The sequence below is a fragment of the Pseudoalteromonas sp. SR45-5 genome (genome assembly GCF_014163565.1).
Lineage (GTDB): Bacteria > Pseudomonadota > Gammaproteobacteria > Enterobacterales > Alteromonadaceae > Pseudoalteromonas > Pseudoalteromonas distincta.
In genome coordinates this window covers 1-24,175 of sequence record NZ_JACJDN010000005.1, presented here as the reverse complement: position 1 = coordinate 24,175, position 24,175 = coordinate 1, and the positions used below count along the sequence as shown (strand labels likewise).

Here is a 24,175-nt window from a genome sequence, read left to right as displayed (position 1 = left end):
ATCGATAGGTAGGCTCCGCCATTGGCTCACTTTTAAACAATAAAGATAGAGATTGCTATGAAAATTTATGATGTAGAAAACTTTCCAAATCCACTTCGTGTTCGTATCGCTTTAGCTGAAAAAAATGCCACTGCAAATGTTGAATTTGTACCTGTTGATTTATTAAATGGTGAACACAGAACAAAAGCTTTTTTAGCTAAAAATCCATTAGCAGGTGTACCCGTATTAGAGCTAGATGACGGCACGTTTATATCAGAAAGTACCGCTATTACTGAGTATATTGATACCGCATTTGAAGGCCCATCTTTAATGGGTGAAACCGCAAAAGAGCGTGCAGTAATTAACATGATGCAAAAACGCGCAGAATCTATGGTGCTTGACGCTGTGGCAACTTACTTTCATCATGCAACTGATGGCTTAGGTCCAGAGCTTGAAACGTATCAAAATGTGGCTTGGGGTGAAAAACAAGGCGAAAAAGCACGCCAAGGGTTTAGCTATTTTAATGATGTACTAGCGCAATCGGCGTTTGTTGGCGGCGAGCAGTTTAGTATTGCTGATATTACATTGTATGCTGGTCTGGTATTTGCTGGATTTGCACAAATAGCAATCCCGAATGAGTTAACCCATTTAGTTGCATGGCAAGAAAAAGTAGCAAAACGCCCAAGTGTTGCGGCTTAATTAGGTTGTTAGTTTAAAATTTAAGTGGAGTTACGCTTAGGAGCCAAATATGAAAATTGCTGCCGATTTTAGTAAACGAGTTGTGGTACATAGCGAAACGCTACCGTGGGTTGCATCGCCAGTGGCGGGTGTTGATAGACGAGCACTGGACCGTGTGGGCGACGAAGTTGCTCGCGCAACGACTATTGTTCGTTATGCACCTGGCAGTGAATTTTCGCCGCATGTTCATACAGGCGGTGAAGAGTTTGTTGTGCTTGAAGGGGTATTTCAAGATGAACATGGTGACTTTGCGGCAGGTTCTTATATCCGTAACCCACCGCAATCAAAGCACAAACCGGGGTCTGAAAATGGCTGCGTTATATTTGTAAAGTTATGGCAGTTTCAGCCAGATGATCGAACCCACGTGCGTTTACAAACGGACTTGATGCAAAGTACGGCGCACCCTAGTTTTAAAAATGTAGCCGTAACCCCTTTATACAAAGACGATTTTGAAGACGTAAGCTTGTTGGACTTTAAGCCCAACGCCTGCATGGTTATAAGCGCAAAAGGCGGAGCTGAGCTGCTAGTACTTGAAGGCTCATTTGATGAGCAAGCCGATACCCTTGTAAAAAACAGTTGGTTAAGAGTGCCTATTAATAGCTCTGTTAACGTTAAAGCGGGAAGTAATGGTGCAAAAGTATGGCTTAAAACGGGCCATTTAACTGATGTAGAAAACCAGATATCTCGCGTACAAAATGCGTAATTGAGTCGTTTATTTGAGACTATTTAATGATCTAGCTCAGAACTATTTATTGATTTAGTTCAGGACTATTTATTGATTTAGTTCAGGACTAATTAATTTTAGAAGGTGTACTTTTACCACTCAGCCTATTTAAGGAGAGCAGTAATGGTACACACAACACATGGTTTATCGATTGGTCTTGAACGTGCAGGAAGAGAGTTTTTTTTAAAACTTAAAGCCGTTGGTACGCTTACTCACGACGACTACAAAATAATTACCCCAATGATAAATTCAGCTCTTGGCGAAGTTAAGCACCCAGTTGTAAACGCCTTAATAGATGGTAGCGAGCTTGAAGGTTGGGATTTACGCGCAGCGTGGGACGACCTCAAGTTAGGTGTTAAGCACTCTAAAGAATTTAAAAAAGTAGCTATTTACGGTAATAAAGAGTGGCAAGCTCGAATGGCCAAAATAGGTAACTGGTTCATATCGGGTGAGGTTCAATACTTTGAAAATGCTACCGCAGCCATAGATTGGCTAGACGAATAATAAATCCCTTCTTTCAAAAAATAGCGCTTACAAAGCGCTATTTCAACTCTTAAATAAAGGACTTATAGCGAACGTTTAATAGTTTTCGCTTATTGTTAAGTATCAATTTTATCAAAATACGTTACTAAGCTATCAATAAATGAACGAAGTGCAAGTGACTGATGTTTCCTAGAGCGGTAAATACCGTATATGCTCAAAGTTTGTGGTTTAAGGTGTGGTAGTAAATGTATTAACTTTCCATTATTTATATATTTCTGCGCAGCAAACTTAGGTTGTAGAGTTATTCCTTGATTATTAAGAGCAGCTTTTAACAGTAAGCTCGAATCATTAGCACTGAAGTTACCAGCAATCGCTACAGATACGGGTTTTTCAGGGTGTGAAAAATGCCACATACTTTTTTCAAACCGTGAATAGTTTAAACAGTTATGGCGACTCAAATCATCCGTAGTTATAGGCTTAGAGTTTTTTTCTAAATATTCTGGGCTTGCACATAATACTGAATGGCATTTCCCAAGTGGGCGAGCAATTATATTAGGATCTAAGTCATTGGTAATTCTAATTGCTAAATCTATTCGCTCTTCTACCAAATTTGTAACGTGATTACTAATTTGTACATCAATACTGACTTCGGGATGAGCGTGCAAGAATTGTTGCAACATATCTGGTAGTACATCATGTGCTAAAAAAGGCGAGCACGACAACCTAATTTGCCCGTTTAATCTGTTATTACTTTCTATTGGCGCACTGATGTTTTGGGCGATGGCAATGAGCTCTCGGCTATGATTAAGTACTTTTTCACCCTCTGACGTGAGTGTTATTTTTCTTGTTGACCGATGGAGTAGTTGGGTATTTGCCCACTTTTCCATTTGATTCAAATACCGTGTAACCATAGATCTAGACATATCTAAAGCACGGGCAGCACCGGCTAGACTTTTCTGCTCTACAATTTTTATAAATACATCAGCTGCAATAATTCTATCCATTCACTTTGCCTATATGTTCGATTTATGCAACAGATAGTTGCATTCTGCCTAGTTTTTCATTCTTAAATTGCAACATACAATAGCCTCATCTTAACGAAATAACAAACAGGCTACTGAGAATGAAAAAAGTTAAACACGTATTAGCAGCAACAGCTTTATTAGCAAGCACATTAATGCAACCGGTATTAGCGCAAAGTGAATTAGTTGTTGATGTATATAACCCACAAGACAAAAGTATTTTTGCTGTTTCATCAAGCATTATAAGTGGTGATAACGAAGTGTTATTAGTGGATGCCCAATTTCAGCGTAATGATGCACAAGCATTGGTTGAAAAAATAAAAGCGAGCGGTAAAACATTAACAGCTGTTTATATTAGTCACAGCGACCCTGATTTTTACTTTGGTTTAGATGTAATTAAAGCTGCTTTTCCAAAAGCAAAGTTATTAGCGACTAAATCAACAGTAGAGAATATTAAACGCTCAATGCAAGGAAAGTTAAATTATTGGGGGCCTATTTTAAAGAGCAATGCACCTAAAGAACTTATTTTGCCAGAAGTAATGCTATCTAATAGCCTAACTATAGATGGGAAAGAAATTATTATTAAAAATTTACAGCATGATCCAAAGCATACTTACCTTTGGATCCCTTCTATAAAAACAGTGCTGGGTGGGGTTGTAGTATTTGATCAAATGCATGTGTGGTTGGCCGATTCGAGCACTGCTGCAGAGCGTCAAACTTGGCAGTCAACATTAGATAACATCGAGAATTTAAAACCACAGACTGTTATTCCAGGTCATTTTTTACAGGGCAGTAAACAAGACCTTTCTGGTGTGTCATTCATGAAAGGATACTTAAATAAAGCGGATAGCGCTGCAAAAAATGCAAAAAACTCAGCTGAATTTGTAGAGATCATGACTCAAGCTTACCCTGATTTAGGTGCAAGAAGCATCTTAGAGTTGGGCTCAAAAGTGGTTATGGGTGAGATGCAATGGCACTAAGTGCCCTTGCGTTAAGCAATTATTTAGATAGGAAATATTAATGAAAAACGTAACGTTACATATAATTGTTGACCCTTTATGTGGTTGGACTTACGGCAGCGTGCCCTTGATCACCGCTGCTGAAAATATTGATGGTTTAATTGTAAAAGTACACAGTGGAGGCATGCTAACAGGTGATAATGTAAAATTAGTGACTCCTGCATGGCGTGAATTTGCACTTAAAAACGACAGTGTCATAGCGAAGAAAACCGGTCAGGTATTTGGTAGTAACTATACTGATGGGCTTTTAAAAACCAACGATATTATACTCAACTCGGCTCCGGCTATTACCGCTATATTGGCAGCGCAAGCGCTTGGTATATCAGGTGGGGAAATGCTTAATAGTATTCAACATGCTTATTATGCTCAGGGTAAAAACATTATGCAGCTGCATGTACTGACTGATATTGCATTGGAGCTGGGTTTAAACAAGGCCTTATTTGAAACCCACTTTAATGCGCTAGAAGGCGGTGCAACAGATCAACATATAGCACAAAGCCGAGGCTTATTGCACGATATTCATGGGCAAGGCTTTCCTAGTGCAGCATTTGAATTTAACACAGGTAAGTGGCAAAAAGCCGATATAGCCCATTATTATGGAAAAACTGAGCAGTGGGTTACCTACTTACAGCAATCAGTTGCGCTAGTATAGTGTGATGAAATTTCTAAATAATAAAGCTGTTTATATTACAGCTTTATTGAGCTTCCTTTTTATAGTGCAAGGGTGTGCAAAAATGAACAACATAGACATAATTAAAAGTACGTATGAAGGCAAAACATCACAAGAGAATGGGCAAAATTTAGTTGCTCATGCAAGTGATACTATTACTTGGAAAGAGGCTGACGGTTTTGCTTATGCTGGTACATACCATGGTATGAATGACATTACTGAACATGTTTTTCAAAAGCTTGCAAGCGAGTGGTATAACTACACGTTTACGCCACAAAACTACTTATCCCAAGATGATACTGTTGTAGTGTATGGCACGTACTCTGGTACTTATATTAAAACGGGTAAAAAAATGCAAGCTAGGGTCGCGCATATTTGGCAGCTTAAAAATCAAAAAATAACGCACTTTGAACAAATAGTGGATAGTAAAATGGTGTTTGATGCTATGCAGTAACTACGCGTTACTGCATATATTTGAACTTAAAATACATTAGGTCTATTAAAGTACATCAGCCAGCACAGGTAATGCCGGAAATGCCCCTTTAGCTAAACACGCTTTAGAGCCACATTTAAGAGCGAAGTGCAGGGCGCCTTTTACGCTCGCTTTATCATTTAGTTTATCTGCTAGTGGTAAATCACTTCCTAAGTTATTTAAGTAGTATAAAACCCCCGCTATAAATGCATCACCTGCGCTTGTTGTATCTACGGCGTTTATTTTTGGTGCCGATTCGTTAAGTGTAAATGCGCTGTGGTAAACCGTGGCAGGCTCTGGTCCATCGGTTAAAAACACCAGTTTTACTCCGGTATTTAATAGCATTTGAATGTAATCATCGCTCGTTGTATCGCTATGCTGAGCTAAAAAATTAAGTTCGTCACGCGAGAGTTTTACTATGTCACAATAGGTGTAACAGGCTTTTACATTGCTTGCTATATCGTTTGTGTTTTCCCACAAGCTGTAGCGTAAATTCACATCAAAACTGACGAGCTTATTATTCGCTTTTGCAAGTTCTAGCGCTTTAACCGTTGTGTTGGCAATTGCTGATTCGGTTAATGTGTTTGAACAAAAGTGTAGTGTGCTTATTTCTTGCCAATTTATATGCGCTAAATGCGCCTGCGTTAATAGTACATCGGCTGTGTTATGGCGATAAAAGCCAAAACTACGCTCGCCGGTTTCATCAAGGCTTACTATAACCATGGCGGTTTGTGAGCCTGCAATGGTAAATAAATAGTCTGTATTTACATTGTATTGCGCTAATGCATTACTTAATTGATTGGCAAAATGATCGTCCCCTTTACCACCACAAAATGCAGCCTCTGCGCCGAGTTTTGCGTAGCCAACAGCTACATTGGCAGGCGCGCCACCTGGTATAGGTAAATAGGCTGAGTTATTAGCATCTTGTGGCAGCATATCAATTAATAGCTCGCCTAAGCACAGGAGTTTAGTCATTTGGAATATCCTAAAAAGCCTAGCAAGGCTAGGCTAAAAAACGTGAAGGGTGTTATTTATTCATACTTTAAAAGGCGCTACAGTGACTACTCACCGCAGCGCAATACACACATTTAGTTAAAAGCGTATTTTAAAGTTACCGACGTTGTGCGGCCGTTAATAGTACGGGCACGAATAATGTTATTTTCAGGTACTGAACCTTCTTCTGCTTCTGTAATACCTACTGTATCGAAGAGGTTATTCACATTAAGCGCAATATTAAGGTTTTCAGATAAGTCATAGCTTACAAAGCCATTTACCTGTGTGTAGCCGTCAAATTGTAGATCGTTATTATCTTGAGCGTATGCATCGGTAGTACCAATGAAACTTACCCCTGCAGCGCCTTTTTCATAGTTGTAACGTGCCATTAATGAGTAAATTAAATCGGCTTGACGACGTGGTGTATTACCTACCACATCTGGGTTAAGCGCATCTTTTGCTATTTCTGCATCGGTCCAAGTTAAATTACCGCGAAAATCCCATGCATCAATAAAGTAAGTAGATTCTATTTCAATCCCTTTTGCTTCGTATTCACGGTCAAAAAACGTTTGTGATGTTGCTTCAAAATTTTGCTCTTCAGTTTCGGCAAAAAACGCAGTAGCAAACACTGATAATGAATCAAAGCGCTTTTTAACACCAAACTCAAACTGGTTTACTTCATCAACAGCGTCTTCTTTTGCAACAGAGCCGTCGGCGCGTACTTTACCAAATAAAAGACGGTCAGCATTTGCACGCCCACCTTTACTAATACGTGCAAACGTAGCAAGGCTTGGGTCAATTTGATAATTAGCACCAATTGAATAAGAAGAATAGTTCCAGTCATAGTTTACTGGGCTGGCGTTGGCAATATCAATACCTGCAACGTTTTGCTCAGGGATTGATATTTCTCCGTCGCGGTTCATATCTACAGTTGATGTTACGGCACCTGCATAGTTACCGCGAGCTTCGCCACTGTCGTAACGGGCACTTGCATCAATGCTTACGTCGCCTAATTTAGTAGAGAATGCAACGTATGGTGCACGGGTGTCGTACTCTGTGTCGTAATCACGTTGGCAACAGTTTCCCCAGTAAGGTGTGCCATATGCATATAAACCATTTTCTGAAAATTCAGTACCGTCAGCTGCAGTAACATTTAATAATGCAGCATTGTCGCCTTTAAGCTCCATAAGGTATGAATTCCATAACCACGACATAGCAATGTTTTGTGTTGACGCGTAATAACCAAAGGTAATGCTGGTGTCATCATCAAACGATTTAGTTAGTTTAAAGTCGTTAACTAATGAATCGAAGTCGTTCATTGTTACGTCAAACGTATGAATTCGCATAGCAAGGTCGTCGTTAAATGCAGCGCCCGTGTTTGCGTTACTGAGTGTTGCGCCTACACCACCAATGCTCTGTGCAATAGATGATGCGCTACCAACCTCTGCAGGAATAAGCGAGTTAAAGTTGCCGCTTATTGATGATTTACGAAAACGGTTTTCGATACGCCAATCGTTATCTAAATCAAATACAGCTTCAAAACCAACAGAGTCAACCTTTGGATTCATACCATCGCGAATATCGCCGCTACTGATTTGGTTTTCACCATTTAAACGTACTGTTTTAGTAAATAACGCTGAGTGAGGTGTGTCTGATTGCGCATCAAAGCCAGCAATAGAGTCACCATTTGAGTACATTGGCATAGGAAGGTAGCCAACACTCTTATCGTCTAAGTGTTTGTAATAAAGGCGAACGTAACCGTTGTCGAAATCTTTAGTAAGATTAGCTTTTATTTGGCCACCTTTATTAGACGTGTAACCTGTTTCGCGCGGGCCTTCGCCTTGTCGAACAAAGCCACCAACATGAAAACGCACGCTATCGGTTAAGTAAGTGCCGTATTCAAAGTCTGTACGAACGCTGTCGTAATCTAAGCCAAGTGTTGTAGATACACTGCCAGATTCGTTTTCGCCATTTTTAGAGATAAAGTTAATAATGCCACCAGGTGCATTACTTGCGGCAGTAGATGCTGAGCCACCGCGAATCGATTCGATAGTTTGCACAGTGTTATCTAATCGCATAAAAATATCTGAATTACCAAAAGCGATATCACCGTATTGCAGTACAGGTAAACCATCTTCTTGTAATTGTAAAAATTTTGCACCGCCTGAAGCAACTGGCAGGCCACGAACAGCAATATTTGCATTACCTTCGCCACCTGTCGATTCTGCACGGATACCAGGAATGATTCTAAAAGCCTCGGCTGTTGAGCGAGGAGTAGACACCTGAACTTGTTCAAGTGATACGCTACTAACTGAAACGCTTGAAGCCATGATTGTTGTTCGACGTGGTACGCCGGTTACAACAATTGTTTCAAGACCTTTGTTTTGTGATGCTTCAGGTGTTGCTTGGTCTGTTTCTTGTGCGTTAACGCCTTGACTTACGGCAAGTGCTAAAGCGCTGATTAAATATAAAGGTGTATTGTGTGTTGTCATGTGAACGCCTCGTTGTGTTGAACCCAGTAGGATTTGTTATTTTCACTTAATCGATTAAGTAAAAATAACAAATATTTTACAATAAGCAAATTATTTTGTGTTTAATTTGCTCTTTTATTATTCATATGTTGATTTTAAAAGTATTTTTTATTGTATTGAGATACAAATTTATTAAGCTGTTGGGTTATTTTCTTGTAAAGCACTCATTGATGGGTCGCGTAAATAATTGAACAACATAGCTACAAATAAAATCACGGCAAACCCTGTTGCTAAGTAAAAGCCATAGCGCACATGGCCAAAGTAATCGCTGATCATACCCATAAATAAAGGAGCTAAAGCAGCCGATAATGCGGTAAAAAATAATATAACGCCGGCTACGGCTCCATGGCGCTCAGCAGGAAAACACGATATACCTTTAGAGTTTAAAGTTGGATAAACCATAGACATAAATAAACCTGAAAGAGGTAGTAACCCTACAGCCCAGTCAACGCCACCAATAAGTGTACCCACATAACAAAGCGCAATACCTAAGCTTAAATAAGCCATAACACCTTGCCAGCTATAACGATTTAGTAACCATACAGCAATAAAACGACCTGCAGCACGTAGTATAAAAAATATAGTAAGTGCATAAGTGGCAAGGAGTGGCCAAGAGCCTGTGTAGTCCTTTAATAGCGTTGGCATCCATACATAAATAGCCACTTCAGTCGCTACATAAAGTGCAATAGCTAAAGAAAAGCCAAGTGCATAAGGGTTTTTTACCATTTTCATGGTCGTGGCCAAAGAGGCTGGCTTTTCAGTTGTTTTAACTACGTCAGGGTAGTCTGCGCGCCATGCTAATAAAGCAAGGATTAAACACATTACGCCCGCAGTAATATACAGGTATGTCCAACTAACGTTTTGCACTAATAAAACACCAACTAGGGCAGGGCCTACAATAGCGCCAATGCCAAAAAAGCCCTCAACCTTGTTCATAGTTTTAGTATGGTCGTCGTTACTATGTGAAATATCGCCAAGCAATGCCAGTGCGCCGGTTTTAAATAAACCAATGGCCAGGCCTATGCAGCAAAGCAATACTAAAAAGAAAGTAAAACTGGTGCTAAATGCAAATAAAAAACAACTCGCGGAAAATATTAATAGACCTAGCATAATGGTTTTTTTACGGCCAAGGCTGTCAGCTAAAAAGCCTAAAAATAATCCACTAAAGGCAATGAGTGCCATAGGAGCGTAATGAAATGCACTAGCTTGAGTCATGCTCAAACCGAAATCTTTTATAAGTTCGGGGATTATCATGCCGACTGCGTCAGAGGTCATGGCAAACATAAAAAACATCATGTATGTAAGCCAGCGTATTTGTTGCAGTGGGTCGCTGCTTACGTGAGTGTGTGATTTTGTCATGTGTTTATTCCTCGTTAAATTCTCTATTAATACTTCGTAAGTCAGTCAGTTGCTTACTGTAGTATTACGTGAGACACGAAATTTGTATGTAAAATTATTAAAAATTACTTGTAAATTCTTACTCGCTAGTTAAAGATATATCTTAATCGATTAAGTTTCAACATGGTAATCACACAATGATGAAGAATAAAGTTCAATTGATCACATATGCTGATCGAATCACTGGCCAAAATATAGGCGCGCTAACCACACTTTTAAACGGCCCTTTAAAAGGCGTATTTGGTGGTGTGCACTTATTGCCATTTTACAATCCTATTGATGGCAGCGATGCTGGCTTTGACCCTATTGACCATAGTGAAGTTGATTCTAGAATAGGCACTTGGGAAGACATACAAGTATTAGGTAAAGATCTCGACTTAATGGCTGACCTAATTGTTAACCATGTATCGGCGCAGTCTTTTCAGTTTCAAGATGTATTAGCTAAAGGTAAGCAATCAGAATTTTGGGATTTGTTTTTAACCAAAGATGATGTATTTCCAAATGGTATGAGCGAAGCTGAGCAAAAAGCAATTTACCGCCCACGTCCTGGTAGTTGCTTTACCCCAATGAAATGTGGTGATGGTAAAACGTATGACTTCTGGACCACTTTTACCGATAACCAAATTGATATAAACGTAAAAGTAGAAGCCGGTGTTGCGTATTTAAATAACGTACTCACTAAATTTTCGGCTAACAATGTAAATATTATTCGTTTAGATGCGGCGGGTTACGCTATTAAGCAAGCTGGCACTAACTGCTTTATGCTTGATGAAACGTTTGGCTACCTAGATAACTTATCTAAGCAAGCAAACGATTTAGGCATGGAAACCATTGCAGAAATTCATAGCCATTATCAAACTCAGGTAGAAGTGGCAAAACGCGTAAATATGGTTTACGACTTTGCGTTACCACCGCTTATTTTACACAGCTTATTTAACAACGATGTAGATGCACTGCTCAAATGGTTACAAATTTCGCCACGTAATTGCTTAACTGTACTTGATACACATGACGGTATTGGCATTATTGACGCAGGTCCAATGGGCGACAAACCAGGGCTATTAAATGCACAGCAGATTGATAACCTAGTAGAAACAATGCACGCCAACAGCAACAACCAAAGCCGCCAAGCTACGGGCGCTGCGGCGAGTAATGTCGACTTATATCAAGTTAACTGTACGTACTACAACGCATTAGGCGCTAAAGACTTTGATTACTTACTGTCGCGTGCAATTCAATTTTTTGCTCCAGGTGTACCACAAGTTTATTACGGCGGCCTATTTGCTTGCGAAAACGACATGGAATTACTGACAAATACAAATGTAGGCCGTGATATTAACCGCCCATATTTAGATGCAAATATAATCGACAAAGCCTTAAATAAGCCTGTAGTAAAAGGTTTAATTGAATTAATTAAAATTCGCAATTCACACCCTGCATTTGCAGGTGAATTTAGCGCCCAAGGTGAAGGCAGTATGTGTTGTTTATCGTGGCAACTAGATGAGCAAACTATTTCACTTACTGTTGATTTTAAATTACGCCATGCACTTATTACGCAGGTAAATGGTGATGAAGAAACAACGATTAACTTAAATTCATTTTTAGCTTAATGTTATAAAAGTAATTTACAAACGCCATGTAAAGCAAAAGCCAAGCTTAAGTAGCTTGGCTTTTTAACACATAAAACTATTACAAGGTTTGTAAGCTAACTACTCGCACCAATCTCTAATTCGTAACTGACTTCCTGAGTTTTTTCTTCTTTAGAAATAAATAATTCGGCGGCTATAACGCCTTTTTCTTGGCTGTTTTGATGAATGGTGGTGAGGCGAGGCACAAACCGGGCTGCTTCATCAATACCATCAAAGCCCACAATACGCAGTTCTTCACCTATTTTTATGCCTTGTTTTATTGCTTCTCGCATTGTGGCAAGGGCAATTAAATCACTCATACAAATAATAACGTTAGGGCGAGGGGAGGCACTTAAAACCTCTTTAGCAGCAATATTAGCAAAACGCTCGCTACTTTCAGGAATGTTCCAAATACGATCGTCAGCCACCGTAATATTTGCCTCGCTTAAAGCGCGTTGATAACCACGTAAACGTTGATGCGAAATAGATTGTCCGGTTTCAAATTCGTGATGCTCATACACGCGGCATAATACGTTTTCATCAAGTAACCTAAGCCCTAATATAGCCACTTTATCGTTTTGATTATGCAGTACGTGTTTAGCAATTTCGTAACTTGCTTGCTCGTTATTAATATTTACAGAGGCATTGCGAGCAATATCAAAATCAATTGTCACTACATGTTTAGACACTGTTTTTAACTGCTCAACTAACGCGTTATTACGAGGGCGGCCATAACAAATAAAGCCATCTACAAAGTCGACCACGTTGTTAAGGTTATCGCTATTACCTGAAAACAATAAAACATTAATGCCATTTTTTTCAAGCACCGAGGTAACACCGCGCATAAAGCTGCTAGCTACAGGGTCCGACACCATGTATTCCACACTATCGGGCAGCACTAAAGCGACAATATTAAATGTGCCGTTACGCAATGATTGCGCGGCCTTATTAGGCCCGTAATAGCCCAAAGTTTTACACGCTGCAAGAATATCGTCTCGGCGTTTAGCCGATAGCTGATCAGGGCGATTAAACGCATTAGATACTGTCGCGTTAGACACACCTAACTCTTTAGCAATACTTTTTAGGGTCCAGCGGGTTTGCTTACTCATACCAATTCTTTACTCAATACACATGTTAATAAACTAACATATTCAGGGCGTTAGCAAAGTAAAAATTAAGAGTATTTACCTTAGGTGTTTTTATCGTACTTTTTACAACCCGTTTAATACCTCCTTAGAGCACAGGCGCTTTTTGAAAAGTGTGCAAAGATGATTATATGAGCAAGTTTTTATAGTTTATTCGCTTTGTTCAAGAGGAAATTTTGCTTATCTGGAATATTATTGCTCTTCTCCATTTTGGTGTATTTTTACAATTAACATATCAATTCGCACTTAACTATTTGTTTACACATATTTATTTGATGGCTAAGATAAATGTATCGCAATATTAGGATATTTGTCGGTTTAATAAACGACAATGTCGTAGATAAAATTGATAGCACTATAAGTTGAGTGGGTTGCATAAATGAAGGTTTTAAGAAAAGCGGAACCCAATATCTATTACAAAGCAGAAAGTTTTCATATTGCTGCTCAGGTTTTAAATCAAGCTAATGAAATGCAATATAGAGGATCTCCATTTATTGTAAATGCCACCTTTGCAATTGAACTTTATCTAAAATGTTTTGATGGGCAAACTGTTTTTAATCAACCATCAGAGTACTGCGAGGGTGTTACCAAATATGAGAATGTAACTAGTGAAGGTAGCAACAGAGGGCATGACCTTGGCAAACTATTTAACCATTTAAATGATGCTAACCGCAAACAAATCAGTAGTGCATTTGAAAAGCGTATAAGTGGAATAACATCAGAAGAATTTTTTGAAAAATACCGTGACCATTTTGTTTCGTGGCGTTATGGTTTTGAGGGTAATGCTACTGTTTATTCTCCATCAGAAATATTAGTAATGCTAGAAGTCTTAAAAGAGAGTGCATCGCAATATATATAGTGCTAACAAGCACTTTAAACGGAACAAAAACAGTTGGCTGCTTCGCTCCGCTAAACAGTTATAGCCAACAACTTTTGTCCGCTTAAGCGGGCGATAGGTACGAATGTTAAGCTCAAGGGGGTGACGTTTTTTCTGTCACTTATGATAAGGATGTTTAAATGAAAAAATTTATTATTTTTGTGTTGATGATTGCTTTTAATTCGCAGGCAGTTGTTAAGCGCCATGATATTAAGCCTGAGCTGTACGAACTAAAAAATGCTCCAGAATACTATGTAGATATGCCCTTTGAAGGGACAGCTGTTTTAATAGATAAAAATTGGTTGTTAGCTCCCGCACATGTAATTTACACATTTTATTATGATTATCTTGGAAAACCTATAGAAGTAGGTGGTATCGAAAATAAAATCGATAAAATAATTTTTCACCCAGAATATGTCCAAGACCAAACTGACTGGGGGGATAGTGATCCTCAACCATTGATGGATTTTTTAAATAGCCATAGCGATATAGCATTAATTAAACTTACCGATTCAGTAGATCATATTAATCCAATTAGACGTTTTTCTGGAGAAACTGAATTAGGCCTCGAAGTTACTGTATACGGTAAGGGAGCGGTAGGTAATGGTTTAACTGGAGAATTAAGAGAGACAAAAAACGCCGGTTTTTTAGAAAAAGTTTACAACTGGTTTCGACAAAAATTTACAGACTTGGCACCGACTCAAGAATTTAGGCAGCTTAATTATTACAACAATGTTATCACTAAAGTTGATGAACGCTGGATTAGATTTAAATTTGACGCAGACGAAACTGCTCTACCTTTGGAGGGGACTATTGGCTCTGGGGATAGTGGAGGTCCTGCAGTTATATTTACCGAAGATAAGCCAATCTTAGTAGGTTTAGCCAGCTGGGTGGAAATAGACTCTGCGTTAAATCAATTCATTCCCGGAAAATATGATTCAGTCGCAGTTTTTGTCAGAGTGTCATCCTTTAATGAATGGATCGATAAAGTAATAATAGAAAATGGCCATTAAGGTACAGAGTTGCAATAACATTGCACCGGCAAGAAGATTAAAAGGAAAAATATAAATGGCTAATTTTACTTCGTTCCATATTATAACCAATCATGTATTGCTCTGCGCTTTACTACTATCACCAATTATAAATGCTGCACAAGAACCCACTCTACCTACTACACCTGAGCAGTGGCGCAGCATAACAGAGCGCGATATTAACGCGGCTTATAGTATTACTGCACAAAATCATCCAGGTATGTTTGATAGTAATAACCCAACTTTCCCTGATTTATTAAATCAAGCAAAAGCGGAGGCACTTACATTGTCGGCTCAAGCGAGTGGGCCGCAGACTCATGTAGCGGCAATTGCGCGCTTTAGCACTATTTTACAAGATGGTCACGCTGGTGCGTTTTCAAGTGTAGATAGACCCGCGCGCCGCTGGCCGGGCTTTAGAGCTGTATGGCGAGGTGACGCGCTAAAAGTGTATTACAGCGAAACCAAAAATATTAGCAAAGGCGACGTTGTAAGCCAATGTGATGGGCAAAGCACTGATACCTTAATGCGTGAGAGAATATTTAAGTTTCATGGTGAAGTTGCACAACCTGGGCATTGGTGGCAGCAAGGTTGGCGGTTACTAATTGACGAGGGCAATCCATTTTTAACCCCTCTAAAAGAATGCGAATTTGTTAAAGCCAATGGCAATACCTATACACAAGTACTCAATTGGTCAGTAAGGCCTAAGTCAGCAAGCAGGCATTTAGAAAATGCTTATAACGGTGATGAACTCCCCATTGATTTAACGTGGCCTGATAAAAACATTGCTTGGATTGCTATGCCTAGCTTTTCATCAACAGATAAACAAACTGCTGCATACAATAAAGTGTTTGAAAAAATACAACAGCAGCGTAGCAAGTTACTTACTGCAAAAGCCGTGGTATTAGATTTACGCCATAACCAAGGTGGCTCATCTTATTGGAGCTCACAAATAGCCAAAGAATTATGGGGTGAAAAGGTAGTAGAACAAAAAGCAAATGATAAATCTCAAAACACGCAAGTGTGGTGGAGAGCATCAAAAGATAATACTGACTATGTAGAGTCTTTATTTGGTGTTGTAAAAGATCAACCCGAAGTACTGAAAACGCTTAAAACCGTAGCTGCTGGTATGGCTTTATCACTTAAAAATGATGCCCCATTTTATGTAGAACAAGAAACTAATACGCTAATTAACATGCCGCAAAAGCCTTTAGCGAGTGACTTTAAAACCAAAGTGTTTGTTATAGTGCCGCCGCAGTGCGCCAGTGCTTGTTTAGATGCGCTTGATAAGTTTAAGCTTTTTGACAATACAACGTTATTTGGTGCACCAAGTAGCGCAGACTCGATGTATATGGAGGTACGTTTAGCTGATTTACCTTCAGGCTTCGGTAAAGTTGTAGTGCCAAATAAAGTATATGTAAATAGAGCTCGTGGAGCAGGAGATTTTTACAAGCCGGATGTTGCGTATAACGGCATTGATTGGACAACTAATGTGTTGCTTGAGCAGATTAAAAATCTGTAACTTGTATTAGTAACTCAAGCGAGTAACTAGGTTATTACTTTGTAAATACACTCAATTGTTCTTCAAGCCAAAGCATAAATGCACTTACTCGTTTAGGTAAGTGACGCCTATTCGGGTATAAAATATTGATTGGTAGGTCGGGCATAGCGTATTGAGGCAAAACTTGGACAAGTTCGGCAGATTCCAAATGTTTACTAATACCATGAATAGGGGTTTGAATAAGCCCAAAGCCATTTAGTGCGGCGCTTAAATATGCCTCTGAGGAGTTAACAGTAAGCTGGCTTTTCATCGTTATTGATTGCAATTGATTATTGCTATCTAAATATTCGAAACCCGGATCAGGGATACCAAGTGTTTGACTGTAGCGAACAATGTAATGATTTTTTAAATCGTTTAGAGTTTTAGGTAAGCCATGATTTTTTACATAATAACGGCTTACGCAATTTAAAACTTTAAAGCTACCCAAACGTCGTGCAATTAACGATGAGTCGGTAAGTTCGCCCACTCTTACTACGCAATCAAATCCTTCTTTAATGACATCTACTCGTCTATCGGAGCTGCCAAGTTCTATTTCAAGATTTGGGTGCATTTTTAAAAACGAACTTAAGTTTGGAATGATGGTATCTCGACTAACAGCTTGTGGCATATCTACACGTATTCGGCCTGTTAAACCTTTATCCTCACTTACAAATAAATTTTTTAAATCGTCAGCGTCGCTGATAATTCCTAGTGCACGTTGATAAAATAGCTCACCGTCTGAAGTCATATTTACAGTGCGTGTAGTACGGTGTAATAAACGCGTATTTAATGTACTTTCAAGCATGGTTACTGCTTGCGATACACTTGACTTAGGAAGATTTAAGCTTGTTGCTGCTTTAGAAAAACTACTGAGTTGCGCTACTTTAATAAAAATACGTATTGCGTTTAGGTCTTTCATAACACTGTTTATTGTTCGTTTATTTTGAACAGTGTAACTCTTTTCAGCCTGTTTATCTTTGTTGCTTGAAAAAATATACTGGCTTGGAAGTTATTTAACTCCCCGCTTTTATTTTCAACAGGATATAACAATGAACAAACGAATTGCAGTGATCACCGGTGGTAATCGTGGGCTTGGTAAAAGCACGGTGCTTTGCCTTGCAAAGCAAAATATCGATTGCATCTTTACTTACCGTCGTCATGAAAAAGAAGCAAAAGAGGTTGTAAAGCAAGTACAGGAGCTAGGCTCTAAAGCGGTTGCATTGCAATTAGATGTAAGTGATATGCTCGGCTTTGAGGATTTTGCACAACAACTACAAAATGTCCTGCAGACTCATTGGCAACAAAGTGAGTTTGATTACTTAATTAATAATGCAGGGGTGGGGCTTACTAGCAGTTTTGCAGACACAAGTGAATCAACTTTTGATACGTTAATAAATATTAACTTAAGGGGAGTATTTTTTGTTACCCAAACATTGTTGCCATTTATAAAAAACGGTGGTCGTATTATTAATTTATCAAGTGGTTTAACGCGTTTTTCATTACCCGGTCATATTACTTATGCAATGACCAAAGGTGCAATAGAAGTAATGACAAGGTATTTAGCTCAAGAACTTGCACCTAAAAATATTACGGTAAATGTTGTAGCCCCTGGTGCAATTGAAACCGACTTTGGTAATGGCGCCGTTCGTGATAACGATGAAGTAAATGCGTTTATTACATCACAAACGGCAATGGGCAGAGTCGGTGTAACAGACGATATAGGGCCTATGATTGCCAACTTATTAGCGGACGAAAACCGTTGGATGACAGGCCAGCGACTTGAGGTATCGGGCGGTATGTATATGTAATCATACCAACCGACATGAATCTTTGAGCAATTTAGTGAATTAAATTTCACTATAGCGTCGTCTAAATTTTTCTTTAGAACAACTAGGTACAAAAATTTTTGCCTAGTTATAGCGTAATTTTCTTAACGTTAAATAGACCCCATATATAAACAGATTGGTACCATTTATTAAAAAATTATGACTTTAGACAATAAAAAACCGCTCAGTGAGCGGTTTTTTGCATTTTTTACTAAAGGAAATTTAGTTAGAACGTGTAACGAGCACCAATTGAGTAACGAGGACCGTATTGATTAGCAAATAAGAACTGCTCTTCGTAACGTCCGTAACCTTCTTCGGTTGCATTATTTAAGTTTATGCCATCAAAAAATACCGTTACGTTTTCGTTTACATCGTAGTTAACGCTCATATCCCATTGGCCATACGCTTTAGCATATTGCGGAGGCGCATCAGCTGAACCTTGCGCTTGGCCAACACCAATTAGGTATGAGTCGCGCCATGCATAAGTAATTTTAACTGATAGGCCGTCTTTTTCGTAAAAGCCTTGGAAGTTAGCTGAGTCACTTAAGCCTGTAAGCGGTGCTTGTTGATCAAGGCTTTCGCTATCAAATTCAACGTCGCCATCTACAAACGTTGCGTTAACACCAACACCAAAACCGGTTTCACCAATTAAGTGCTGAACAGCTACTTCAAAACCATCTACCGATTTACTGTCGGTGTTTTGTGGTTGGCTAATATTCCATGTAATTAGCGGATCGTCGCTGTTTGGTTCAATAACGCCATTTGCATTGCCGTAACCGCTGGCAATCATTTGTGCAAAAATAGCGTCGGTTGTTGCTTGCTCACCACGTGATTCAATATCGCTTACGGCTTGTAAGTAACGAGGGCCGTTTAAAATATCGTGCAAGCCATCAATAGTGGTTTGCGTAATGGTGGTTTGAATAAAGTTATCAACATCTTTTTTAAAGTATCCAACAGACGCGTAGCTACCTTCTGCGTAGTAATACTCAAGTGATAAATCAAGGTTTGTTGATTCAAACGGCAATAAGTTTGTATTACCTTGGCTACCTGTGCGAGAACCTGGTTTTGGGCTGCCTGTTAAACTACGGCCACCGGCTAAATTACCTAGTGGTGCACGCGACATTGTTTTACCCCAAGATACGCGAGCTACTACGTCTTCAGTTAAATCAACACTTACGTCGATTGAAGGTAGTAAAACATCGTAATCACCTTGTTGTTCTAAGAAGTTATCATCGCCGCCCGCAGCGTATTGCATGATCCACTCTGAAGCGCTGATCCAGTTAACTTGATCTTCAACGCGTTGACGTACAGTACTGGTTACGTCTGTTTGCTCATAGCGTAGGCCTGCATTTACTTTTACGTAGTAGTTACTTACGTCAAACTCCCAGCTTGATTGAACATAAAAGCTATTAGTGATTTCTTCTACGTAGCTTTCGCTGTCAATACCATCCATATATGCATTTGCGGCGTATGCATCGCCGCCTGTCACATCAGCTGTTAAGTAAGCAATTTGGCGCGCAACAGCTTCGTCAAAATCGTAGGTATAGTAGTAACCAGGTTGTAAGTCACTGCCGCCCCCTTCAAATTGATCTAAAAGGCCCGATGTATCGTGACGGGTAAACATGCCGTCTGGGAATATTTCTGTATATGATGGGTTAAAACCTGGGCCACCTACTAAACCACTCCAAGCGGTGTAACCACCTGTGTTTTGTTCTGTACGTGATGCGCCAAATTTAACTTTAACTAAACCAATGTCATAGCTTTCGTTATACCATGTTGTGTGTAGCTGTAATTGTTCAATGTTTGATTCACCCGGCGAGTGAGTAAACTGACTAAAGTTTGAATCAATTTCGCCAGGCGTTAATTCACTTGTGCCATTTAACCAATTAACTTGTGCACTAGGTACTTCGCCCGTGCGGTAATCATAAATTTTATTAGCTAGCTGATCAGACCCTAAAATTACTTGGCCTGCACTTCCCAGCCCGTTGTCGGCGCCGTTATCGGTTTCGTTTTTAGAGTCGTGGTAATCAAGCTCTACGTGCCACGTGTCGCTAATTTCCCAATCTAGGTTTAAACCAAGAGAGCGGGCTTTTACTTCTGTAGTGCCTTTATTAGCTGTGAATGACGCGTCATTACCGCTAATGTCTGCATATACTGCAGTGCCATTTTCATCTAGTTCGTAGCCATTTATATTGCTACCAAAGTCGTTCCAAATACCCCAACCAATGCTTTGAGAGCCGGTAACAGCTTTACTTGCTGTGTAATCAAGTGTTGCTACAAAGCCATCGACCGGTGCGTATTGAAAAGTAACTTGCCCATTTGTACGTTCACGCTCTACATCTTCAATAGAGTAGTTCATGTCTTTAGGGAAGTAGTAGTTACCTGCAGAATCTGTGCGGTTATCAACTACGTTGCTGCTATCTAATTCAGGTAAGTCTACGTTTGCCTGCCAGCCTTGAATATTGGCACTTTGTTTTTGAAAGTCACGCTCTTGGTGCGAAAATGAAAAACCGAAACCAAAAGTGTCATCTACAAAGGTATTGCTGTAAACAGTAGAAAACTCTGGTGTTACGTCATCGCCAGCTTCGTTCGACGAGTCGTGGTTTGCTTTAACGGTTGCTGAAAAATTTTGACCTGGCTTTTGAAAAGGTCGCGCAGTAGAAATATTAACCGTTGCACCTAAGCCACCGCTTGGCACGTCTGCACGAGCTGTTTTAAACACTTCAAGCGCACTTACGCCTTCAGAGGCAACGTTTTCAAGGTTATACGAGCGTGTATAACCTGTGCCCGGCATTTGGCGGCCATTTAAGGTAATCAAGTTAAACTCTGGACCAAAACCACGTACTGTAATTTGGCTACCTTCACCGTTAGCGCGGCTTACCGATACACCGGTAATACGCTGTAATGATTCTGCTAAGTTTGTATCTGGGAATTTACCCATTTCTTCAGACGAGATAGCATCTACAATACCCGAAGAGTCGCGTTTCATATCCATAGAACGAATAAGTGAACCACGAATACCTTTTACTTCAATAATTTCTACATCAGGCTTTGCTGATATGTCTGCTTCTGCAGCGATAGCTGTGTTTAATGTGCTCGCAGCAATGATGAGAGACACAGAAGCCGCAAGTTGGCTTTTTTTAAAATTGAATGTGTTCATAATAGCTCTGCTTTATAAAATGTTGTTGTGTAGCAATAGGCGCTAAGCGCCCATTGGTGTGTGTTTTATGGATTTGCAATAATCACGTTATCTATACGGTAAAGCGCGCCATCGCCCATGTCCCAGCTAGGAAAAACCATAATTACGTTTAATGCGCTAATGTCTAAGCCTGCATCAAACAATTGCTGAAGAGGGAAGGTGTATGTTTGCCATTCGCCCGTTACAGGTGCTTGGCCTTCAACACTGCTTGATAAAGCAAGCTCTACTGCGCTTGATGTACCAATTGATTCAATTTTAAATAGCCACTGAGCATCAATATTTGAAGGGGCTGATACAACTTTCATATCAAATTGAACTACACCATTTTCAAGTATTGCAGAGGCATCAAACGATACGTCTTCATCAGCTATAAAGCCCATTACTGTAGCAGTAGAACCAATGCTAAATTGCGCTACTGCGCCATGCGCGTCATCATCGGTTTCTGTTGTTGGTGTAGAGCCACCACAACAATCCCAAATACTCCATTGCTCGGCCGCTGCATCTTTAAATACAGTAAGCTCACCCGTTGCAGCTGGCGCTGCATTTGGATTATAAATTTTAACGTTATCTACACGGTAAACAGAGCCTTCACCTGCACCCCATGCTGGGAAAATCATTAATACATCTATAGTACTTACATCTAAGCCAGCAGCTGCAAGATCAGAGAGTTTAAATGTATATGTTTGCCACTCGCCAGTAACTGGTGCTTCGCCTTCAACACTTGCCGTTAATTCAAGCTCTACTGCAGAGTCACCTTCATTTGACTCAACTTTAAACAACCACGGTGTAGCTGGATCGCTAGGCGCTGAGGTTACTTTTAAATCAAATTGAATAACACCTTCATCTAAAATGCTACTAGCATCAAACGATTCGCCTGCGCCACCTGACGATGTGCGGCTATTAAAGCCCATTACAGTAGGCTCTGCACCAATGCTAAATTCTGCGGTTAGACCATGTTCTTCATCATCCATGGCTTCAACTGGGGTTGAGCCACCACAACAATCCCACATTGGCCATGCTAGATTTTGCTCATTTTCAAAAATAGTAAGCTCAGGTGATACGCCTAAGTTATCTTGAGTAATCTCAACATCGTCAATTAAATAAACAGCGCCTTCACCTGCGCCCCATGCAGGAAACACCATGATCACATCAATTGCGCTAATATCTAAATCTGCAGCATCTAAATCTTTTAGTAAAAATGTATAAGTTTGCCATTGGCCAACAACAGGGCTTACGCCTTCAAGACTATCTGTAATCGGCATTTCTACTGCGCTAGAACCTTCATTACTTTCAAGTTTTACAAGCCAAGCTGCATCAGCTGTGCCTGGTGCATTTGTTACTTTCATTTTAAAGCGAACGTAACCTTCATCCAGCATTGGAGATGCATCAAACGGGCTGGCTTTTCCTGCTTCGTCAGTAATAAAAATCTCACGGCTAATAAAGCCCATTACAGTGGGTTCTGCACCTACTACAAATTCAACTACATCACCTTGGGTTTCATCTGCAACAATAGCGGGAGTAGAACCACCACAACAATCCCATGCAGGCCAATTTGGATTAAATGATTCACCAAAAATAGTTAGTGGTGTTGCAATGCCTGTCGAAGGTGGACTAGGGATTGGTGCATCGCCTTCAAGCAACGCATCGTCTAAGCTATTGTAACCTGGGCGAATAGTTTCACAGCCTTTACCTGTTTCAGGGTTTGATGCACATTGATAAACACGTACGTAATCAATAGCAAAGGTTTGGCCATTTTCAAATGCGCTAGCGTCTACACCTAAATCATTAACGTTTTCAGGCCAGTCGCCGCCTACTGCTAGGTTTAGCAATAAGTGAAAGTCTTTATCAAATGGTGCGCTATCCCAGTGCGTTGTAAGTTCGCCAGAACCTTGTTCAAAGTATTCTGCAAACCAACCACGATGTTTTAGGCCTACAGCCTCACCACTTGCATTAGTACGCACTTCTGATTGACGCTGAGTTGCATAAAGGTAACCGTCTACGTACCAGCGAATTTCACCTTCTTGCCATTCAACAGCATACGTGTGGAAATCATCTGCTGGATTAGTATCTTCAGGGAATTTGTATTCTTGCCCTGTGTAGCTGTTATCTGGCCACGCACGTCCGTAATGAAGTGTGCCATGGATACTAGACTCTATACCGCCATCTTCATCTGGTGTTTTAAGGTTTACTGATTCTAAAACATCTATTTCGCCAGAACGAGGCCAAGTGCCGTAAACTTCATCAGTTGGCAGCATCCAAAATGCTGGCCAGCTACCTTGTCCTGATGGAAGTTTGGCGCGCACTTCAAAGCGACCATATGTAAAGTCGGCGTTGTAACGCGTATTTAAGCGCGCTGAAGTGTAAGGTTTTTCTGCACCTTCTTCAGCGGGTAGGGCAACAATGTTTAACACACCGTCTGCAATAAATGCATTTTGCTCACTGTCGGTGTAACACTGTTTCTCGTTGTTACCACCGCCATCGCAGTTTAATTCATAGTTCCATTTGTTTGTATCAATGGCTGAGCCTTCAAACTCGTCGCTCCAAACCATTTGCCAATCTGATACTGGCTCAGAGGCATCTACATTTTCAAAATTTGATTTAGTGGCAGAGTCACCACCACAGCCAGCTAACGTAACTAAAGAGATAGCGGCAAGTAAACGTGTAATGTGCGTTGTTTCAATGTTCATAACTGAACCCCGGTTTCAACAGATTATTGTCAGATTAATTGTTTTTTGAGCTTTGTTTTTCATGCTGTAAGCGCTTACATTTTAGATTGTGTTTTGTAAGCGCTTACAAATGATATTGTGGAGTACGCAAATGGTCAACATATTTGTTTATTTTATTTACAATTAGTTTACGGTAAGACCAGTTTACCAATTTTAGATTGTATATAAATTGCAATT

Annotated in this window: 19 protein-coding genes; 11 read left to right on the top strand and 8 right to left on the bottom strand. The window is 39.9% G+C overall.

The features are described 5' to 3' along the window. Window positions 1-57: 57 nt before the first annotated feature. The 3 genes from H5072_RS00615 (at window position 58) to H5072_RS00605 (ending at window position 1,945) form a co-directional block, all read left to right on the top strand. Window positions 58-678, top strand: a complete 621-nt coding sequence (locus H5072_RS00615) for a glutathione S-transferase family protein (protein WP_182692369.1) — start codon at window positions 58-60, stop codon at window positions 676-678. A gap of 49 nt (window positions 679-727) precedes the next feature. Next, the gene (locus H5072_RS00610) at window positions 728-1,420 is read left to right on the top strand and encodes a cupin domain-containing protein (protein WP_182692368.1); all 693 of its coding nucleotides are present in this window, start codon (window positions 728-730) and stop codon (window positions 1,418-1,420) included. A gap of 144 nt (window positions 1,421-1,564) precedes the next feature. Next, complete coding sequence (locus H5072_RS00605; RefSeq protein WP_182692367.1) at window positions 1,565-1,945, top strand: STAS/SEC14 domain-containing protein; 381 nt, start codon at window positions 1,565-1,567, stop codon at window positions 1,943-1,945. Window positions 1,946-2,040: 95 nt separating this feature from the next. Here H5072_RS00605 and H5072_RS00600 read toward each other — a convergent pair whose 3' ends face one another. Next, window positions 2,041-2,928, bottom strand: coding sequence for a LysR family transcriptional regulator (locus H5072_RS00600; RefSeq protein WP_138490298.1), 888 nt, complete (start codon window positions 2,926-2,928; stop codon window positions 2,041-2,043). Between the two features lie 119 nt (window positions 2,929-3,047). Here H5072_RS00600 and H5072_RS00595 point away from each other — a divergent pair, with 119 nt between their 5' ends. From H5072_RS00595 to H5072_RS00585, 3 genes are all read left to right on the top strand, one after another. Beyond that, window positions 3,048-3,926, top strand: a complete 879-nt coding sequence (locus H5072_RS00595) for an MBL fold metallo-hydrolase (RefSeq protein ID WP_182692366.1) — start codon at window positions 3,048-3,050, stop codon at window positions 3,924-3,926. 40 nt (window positions 3,927-3,966) lie between these two features. After that, complete coding sequence (locus H5072_RS00590; protein ID WP_182692365.1) at window positions 3,967-4,617, top strand: DsbA family protein; 651 nt, start codon at window positions 3,967-3,969, stop codon at window positions 4,615-4,617. A gap of 82 nt (window positions 4,618-4,699) precedes the next feature. Then, complete coding sequence (locus H5072_RS00585; RefSeq protein ID WP_149603532.1) at window positions 4,700-5,089, top strand: nuclear transport factor 2 family protein; 390 nt, start codon at window positions 4,700-4,702, stop codon at window positions 5,087-5,089. 45 nt (window positions 5,090-5,134) lie between these two features. Here the strand turns inward: H5072_RS00585 and H5072_RS00580 are convergent, their stop codons facing one another. From H5072_RS00580 to H5072_RS00570, 3 genes are all read right to left on the bottom strand, one after another. Continuing rightward, window positions 5,135-6,082: a carbohydrate kinase gene (locus tag H5072_RS00580; protein ID WP_039488389.1), complete on the bottom strand. Its 948-nt coding sequence runs from the start codon at window positions 6,080-6,082 to the stop codon at window positions 5,135-5,137. 113 nt (window positions 6,083-6,195) lie between these two features. Further along, complete coding sequence (locus H5072_RS00575; RefSeq protein ID WP_182692364.1) at window positions 6,196-8,592, bottom strand: TonB-dependent siderophore receptor; 2,397 nt, start codon at window positions 8,590-8,592, stop codon at window positions 6,196-6,198. A gap of 171 nt (window positions 8,593-8,763) precedes the next feature. After that, window positions 8,764-9,990, bottom strand: a complete 1,227-nt coding sequence (locus H5072_RS00570) for a sugar MFS transporter (RefSeq protein ID WP_039488390.1) — start codon at window positions 9,988-9,990, stop codon at window positions 8,764-8,766. A gap of 176 nt (window positions 9,991-10,166) precedes the next feature. On the opposite strand from H5072_RS00570, the gene gtfA reads away from it, so the two are divergent. Further along, on the top strand, window positions 10,167-11,639 hold the full coding sequence (gtfA, locus tag H5072_RS00565; protein ID WP_002960098.1) for a sucrose phosphorylase: 1,473 nt from the start codon (window positions 10,167-10,169) through the stop codon (window positions 11,637-11,639). 95 nt (window positions 11,640-11,734) lie between these two features. Here gtfA and H5072_RS00560 read toward each other — a convergent pair whose 3' ends face one another. Next, entirely contained in the window at window positions 11,735-12,766 is a 1,032-nt protein-coding gene (locus H5072_RS00560) for a LacI family DNA-binding transcriptional regulator (protein ID WP_024591929.1), read from the bottom strand. 415 nt (window positions 12,767-13,181) lie between these two features. Here H5072_RS00560 and H5072_RS00555 point away from each other — a divergent pair, with 415 nt between their 5' ends. The 3 genes from H5072_RS00555 to H5072_RS00545 all read left to right on the top strand — a co-directional run bounded on the left by H5072_RS00555 (window position 13,182) and on the right by H5072_RS00545 (window position 16,229). After that, window positions 13,182-13,661 (top strand): hypothetical protein, encoded by a 480-nt coding sequence (locus tag H5072_RS00555; RefSeq protein ID WP_182692363.1) that lies wholly within the window; start codon window positions 13,182-13,184, stop codon window positions 13,659-13,661. 158 nt (window positions 13,662-13,819) lie between these two features. After that, window positions 13,820-14,692 carry a trypsin-like serine protease gene (locus H5072_RS00550; RefSeq protein ID WP_182692362.1) on the top strand — a complete coding sequence of 291 codons (873 nt, stop codon included), beginning with the start codon at window positions 13,820-13,822 and terminating at the stop codon, window positions 14,690-14,692. A 55-nt stretch (window positions 14,693-14,747) separates the two neighbouring features. Further along, window positions 14,748-16,229 (top strand): S41 family peptidase, encoded by a 1,482-nt coding sequence (locus H5072_RS00545; RefSeq protein ID WP_182692361.1) that lies wholly within the window; start codon window positions 14,748-14,750, stop codon window positions 16,227-16,229. Between the two features lie 34 nt (window positions 16,230-16,263). Here the strand turns inward: H5072_RS00545 and H5072_RS00540 are convergent, their stop codons facing one another. After that, window positions 16,264-17,166, bottom strand: a complete 903-nt coding sequence (locus tag H5072_RS00540; protein ID WP_182692360.1) for a LysR family transcriptional regulator — start codon at window positions 17,164-17,166, stop codon at window positions 16,264-16,266. A gap of 130 nt (window positions 17,167-17,296) precedes the next feature. On the opposite strand from H5072_RS00540, the gene H5072_RS00535 reads away from it, so the two are divergent. Then, entirely contained in the window at window positions 17,297-18,055 is a 759-nt protein-coding gene (locus H5072_RS00535) for an SDR family NAD(P)-dependent oxidoreductase (RefSeq protein WP_182692359.1), read from the top strand. A gap of 244 nt (window positions 18,056-18,299) precedes the next feature. Here the strand turns inward: H5072_RS00535 and H5072_RS00530 are convergent, their stop codons facing one another. Together H5072_RS00530 and H5072_RS00525 are read right to left on the bottom strand one after the other, a co-directional pair. Continuing rightward, entirely contained in the window at window positions 18,300-21,233 is a 2,934-nt protein-coding gene (locus H5072_RS00530) for a TonB-dependent receptor (protein ID WP_182692358.1), read from the bottom strand. Window positions 21,234-21,298: 65 nt separating this feature from the next. Beyond that, window positions 21,299-23,959: a glycoside hydrolase family 16 protein gene (locus H5072_RS00525; RefSeq protein ID WP_182692357.1), complete on the bottom strand. Its 2,661-nt coding sequence runs from the start codon at window positions 23,957-23,959 to the stop codon at window positions 21,299-21,301. Window positions 23,960-24,175 lie beyond the last annotated feature (216 nt).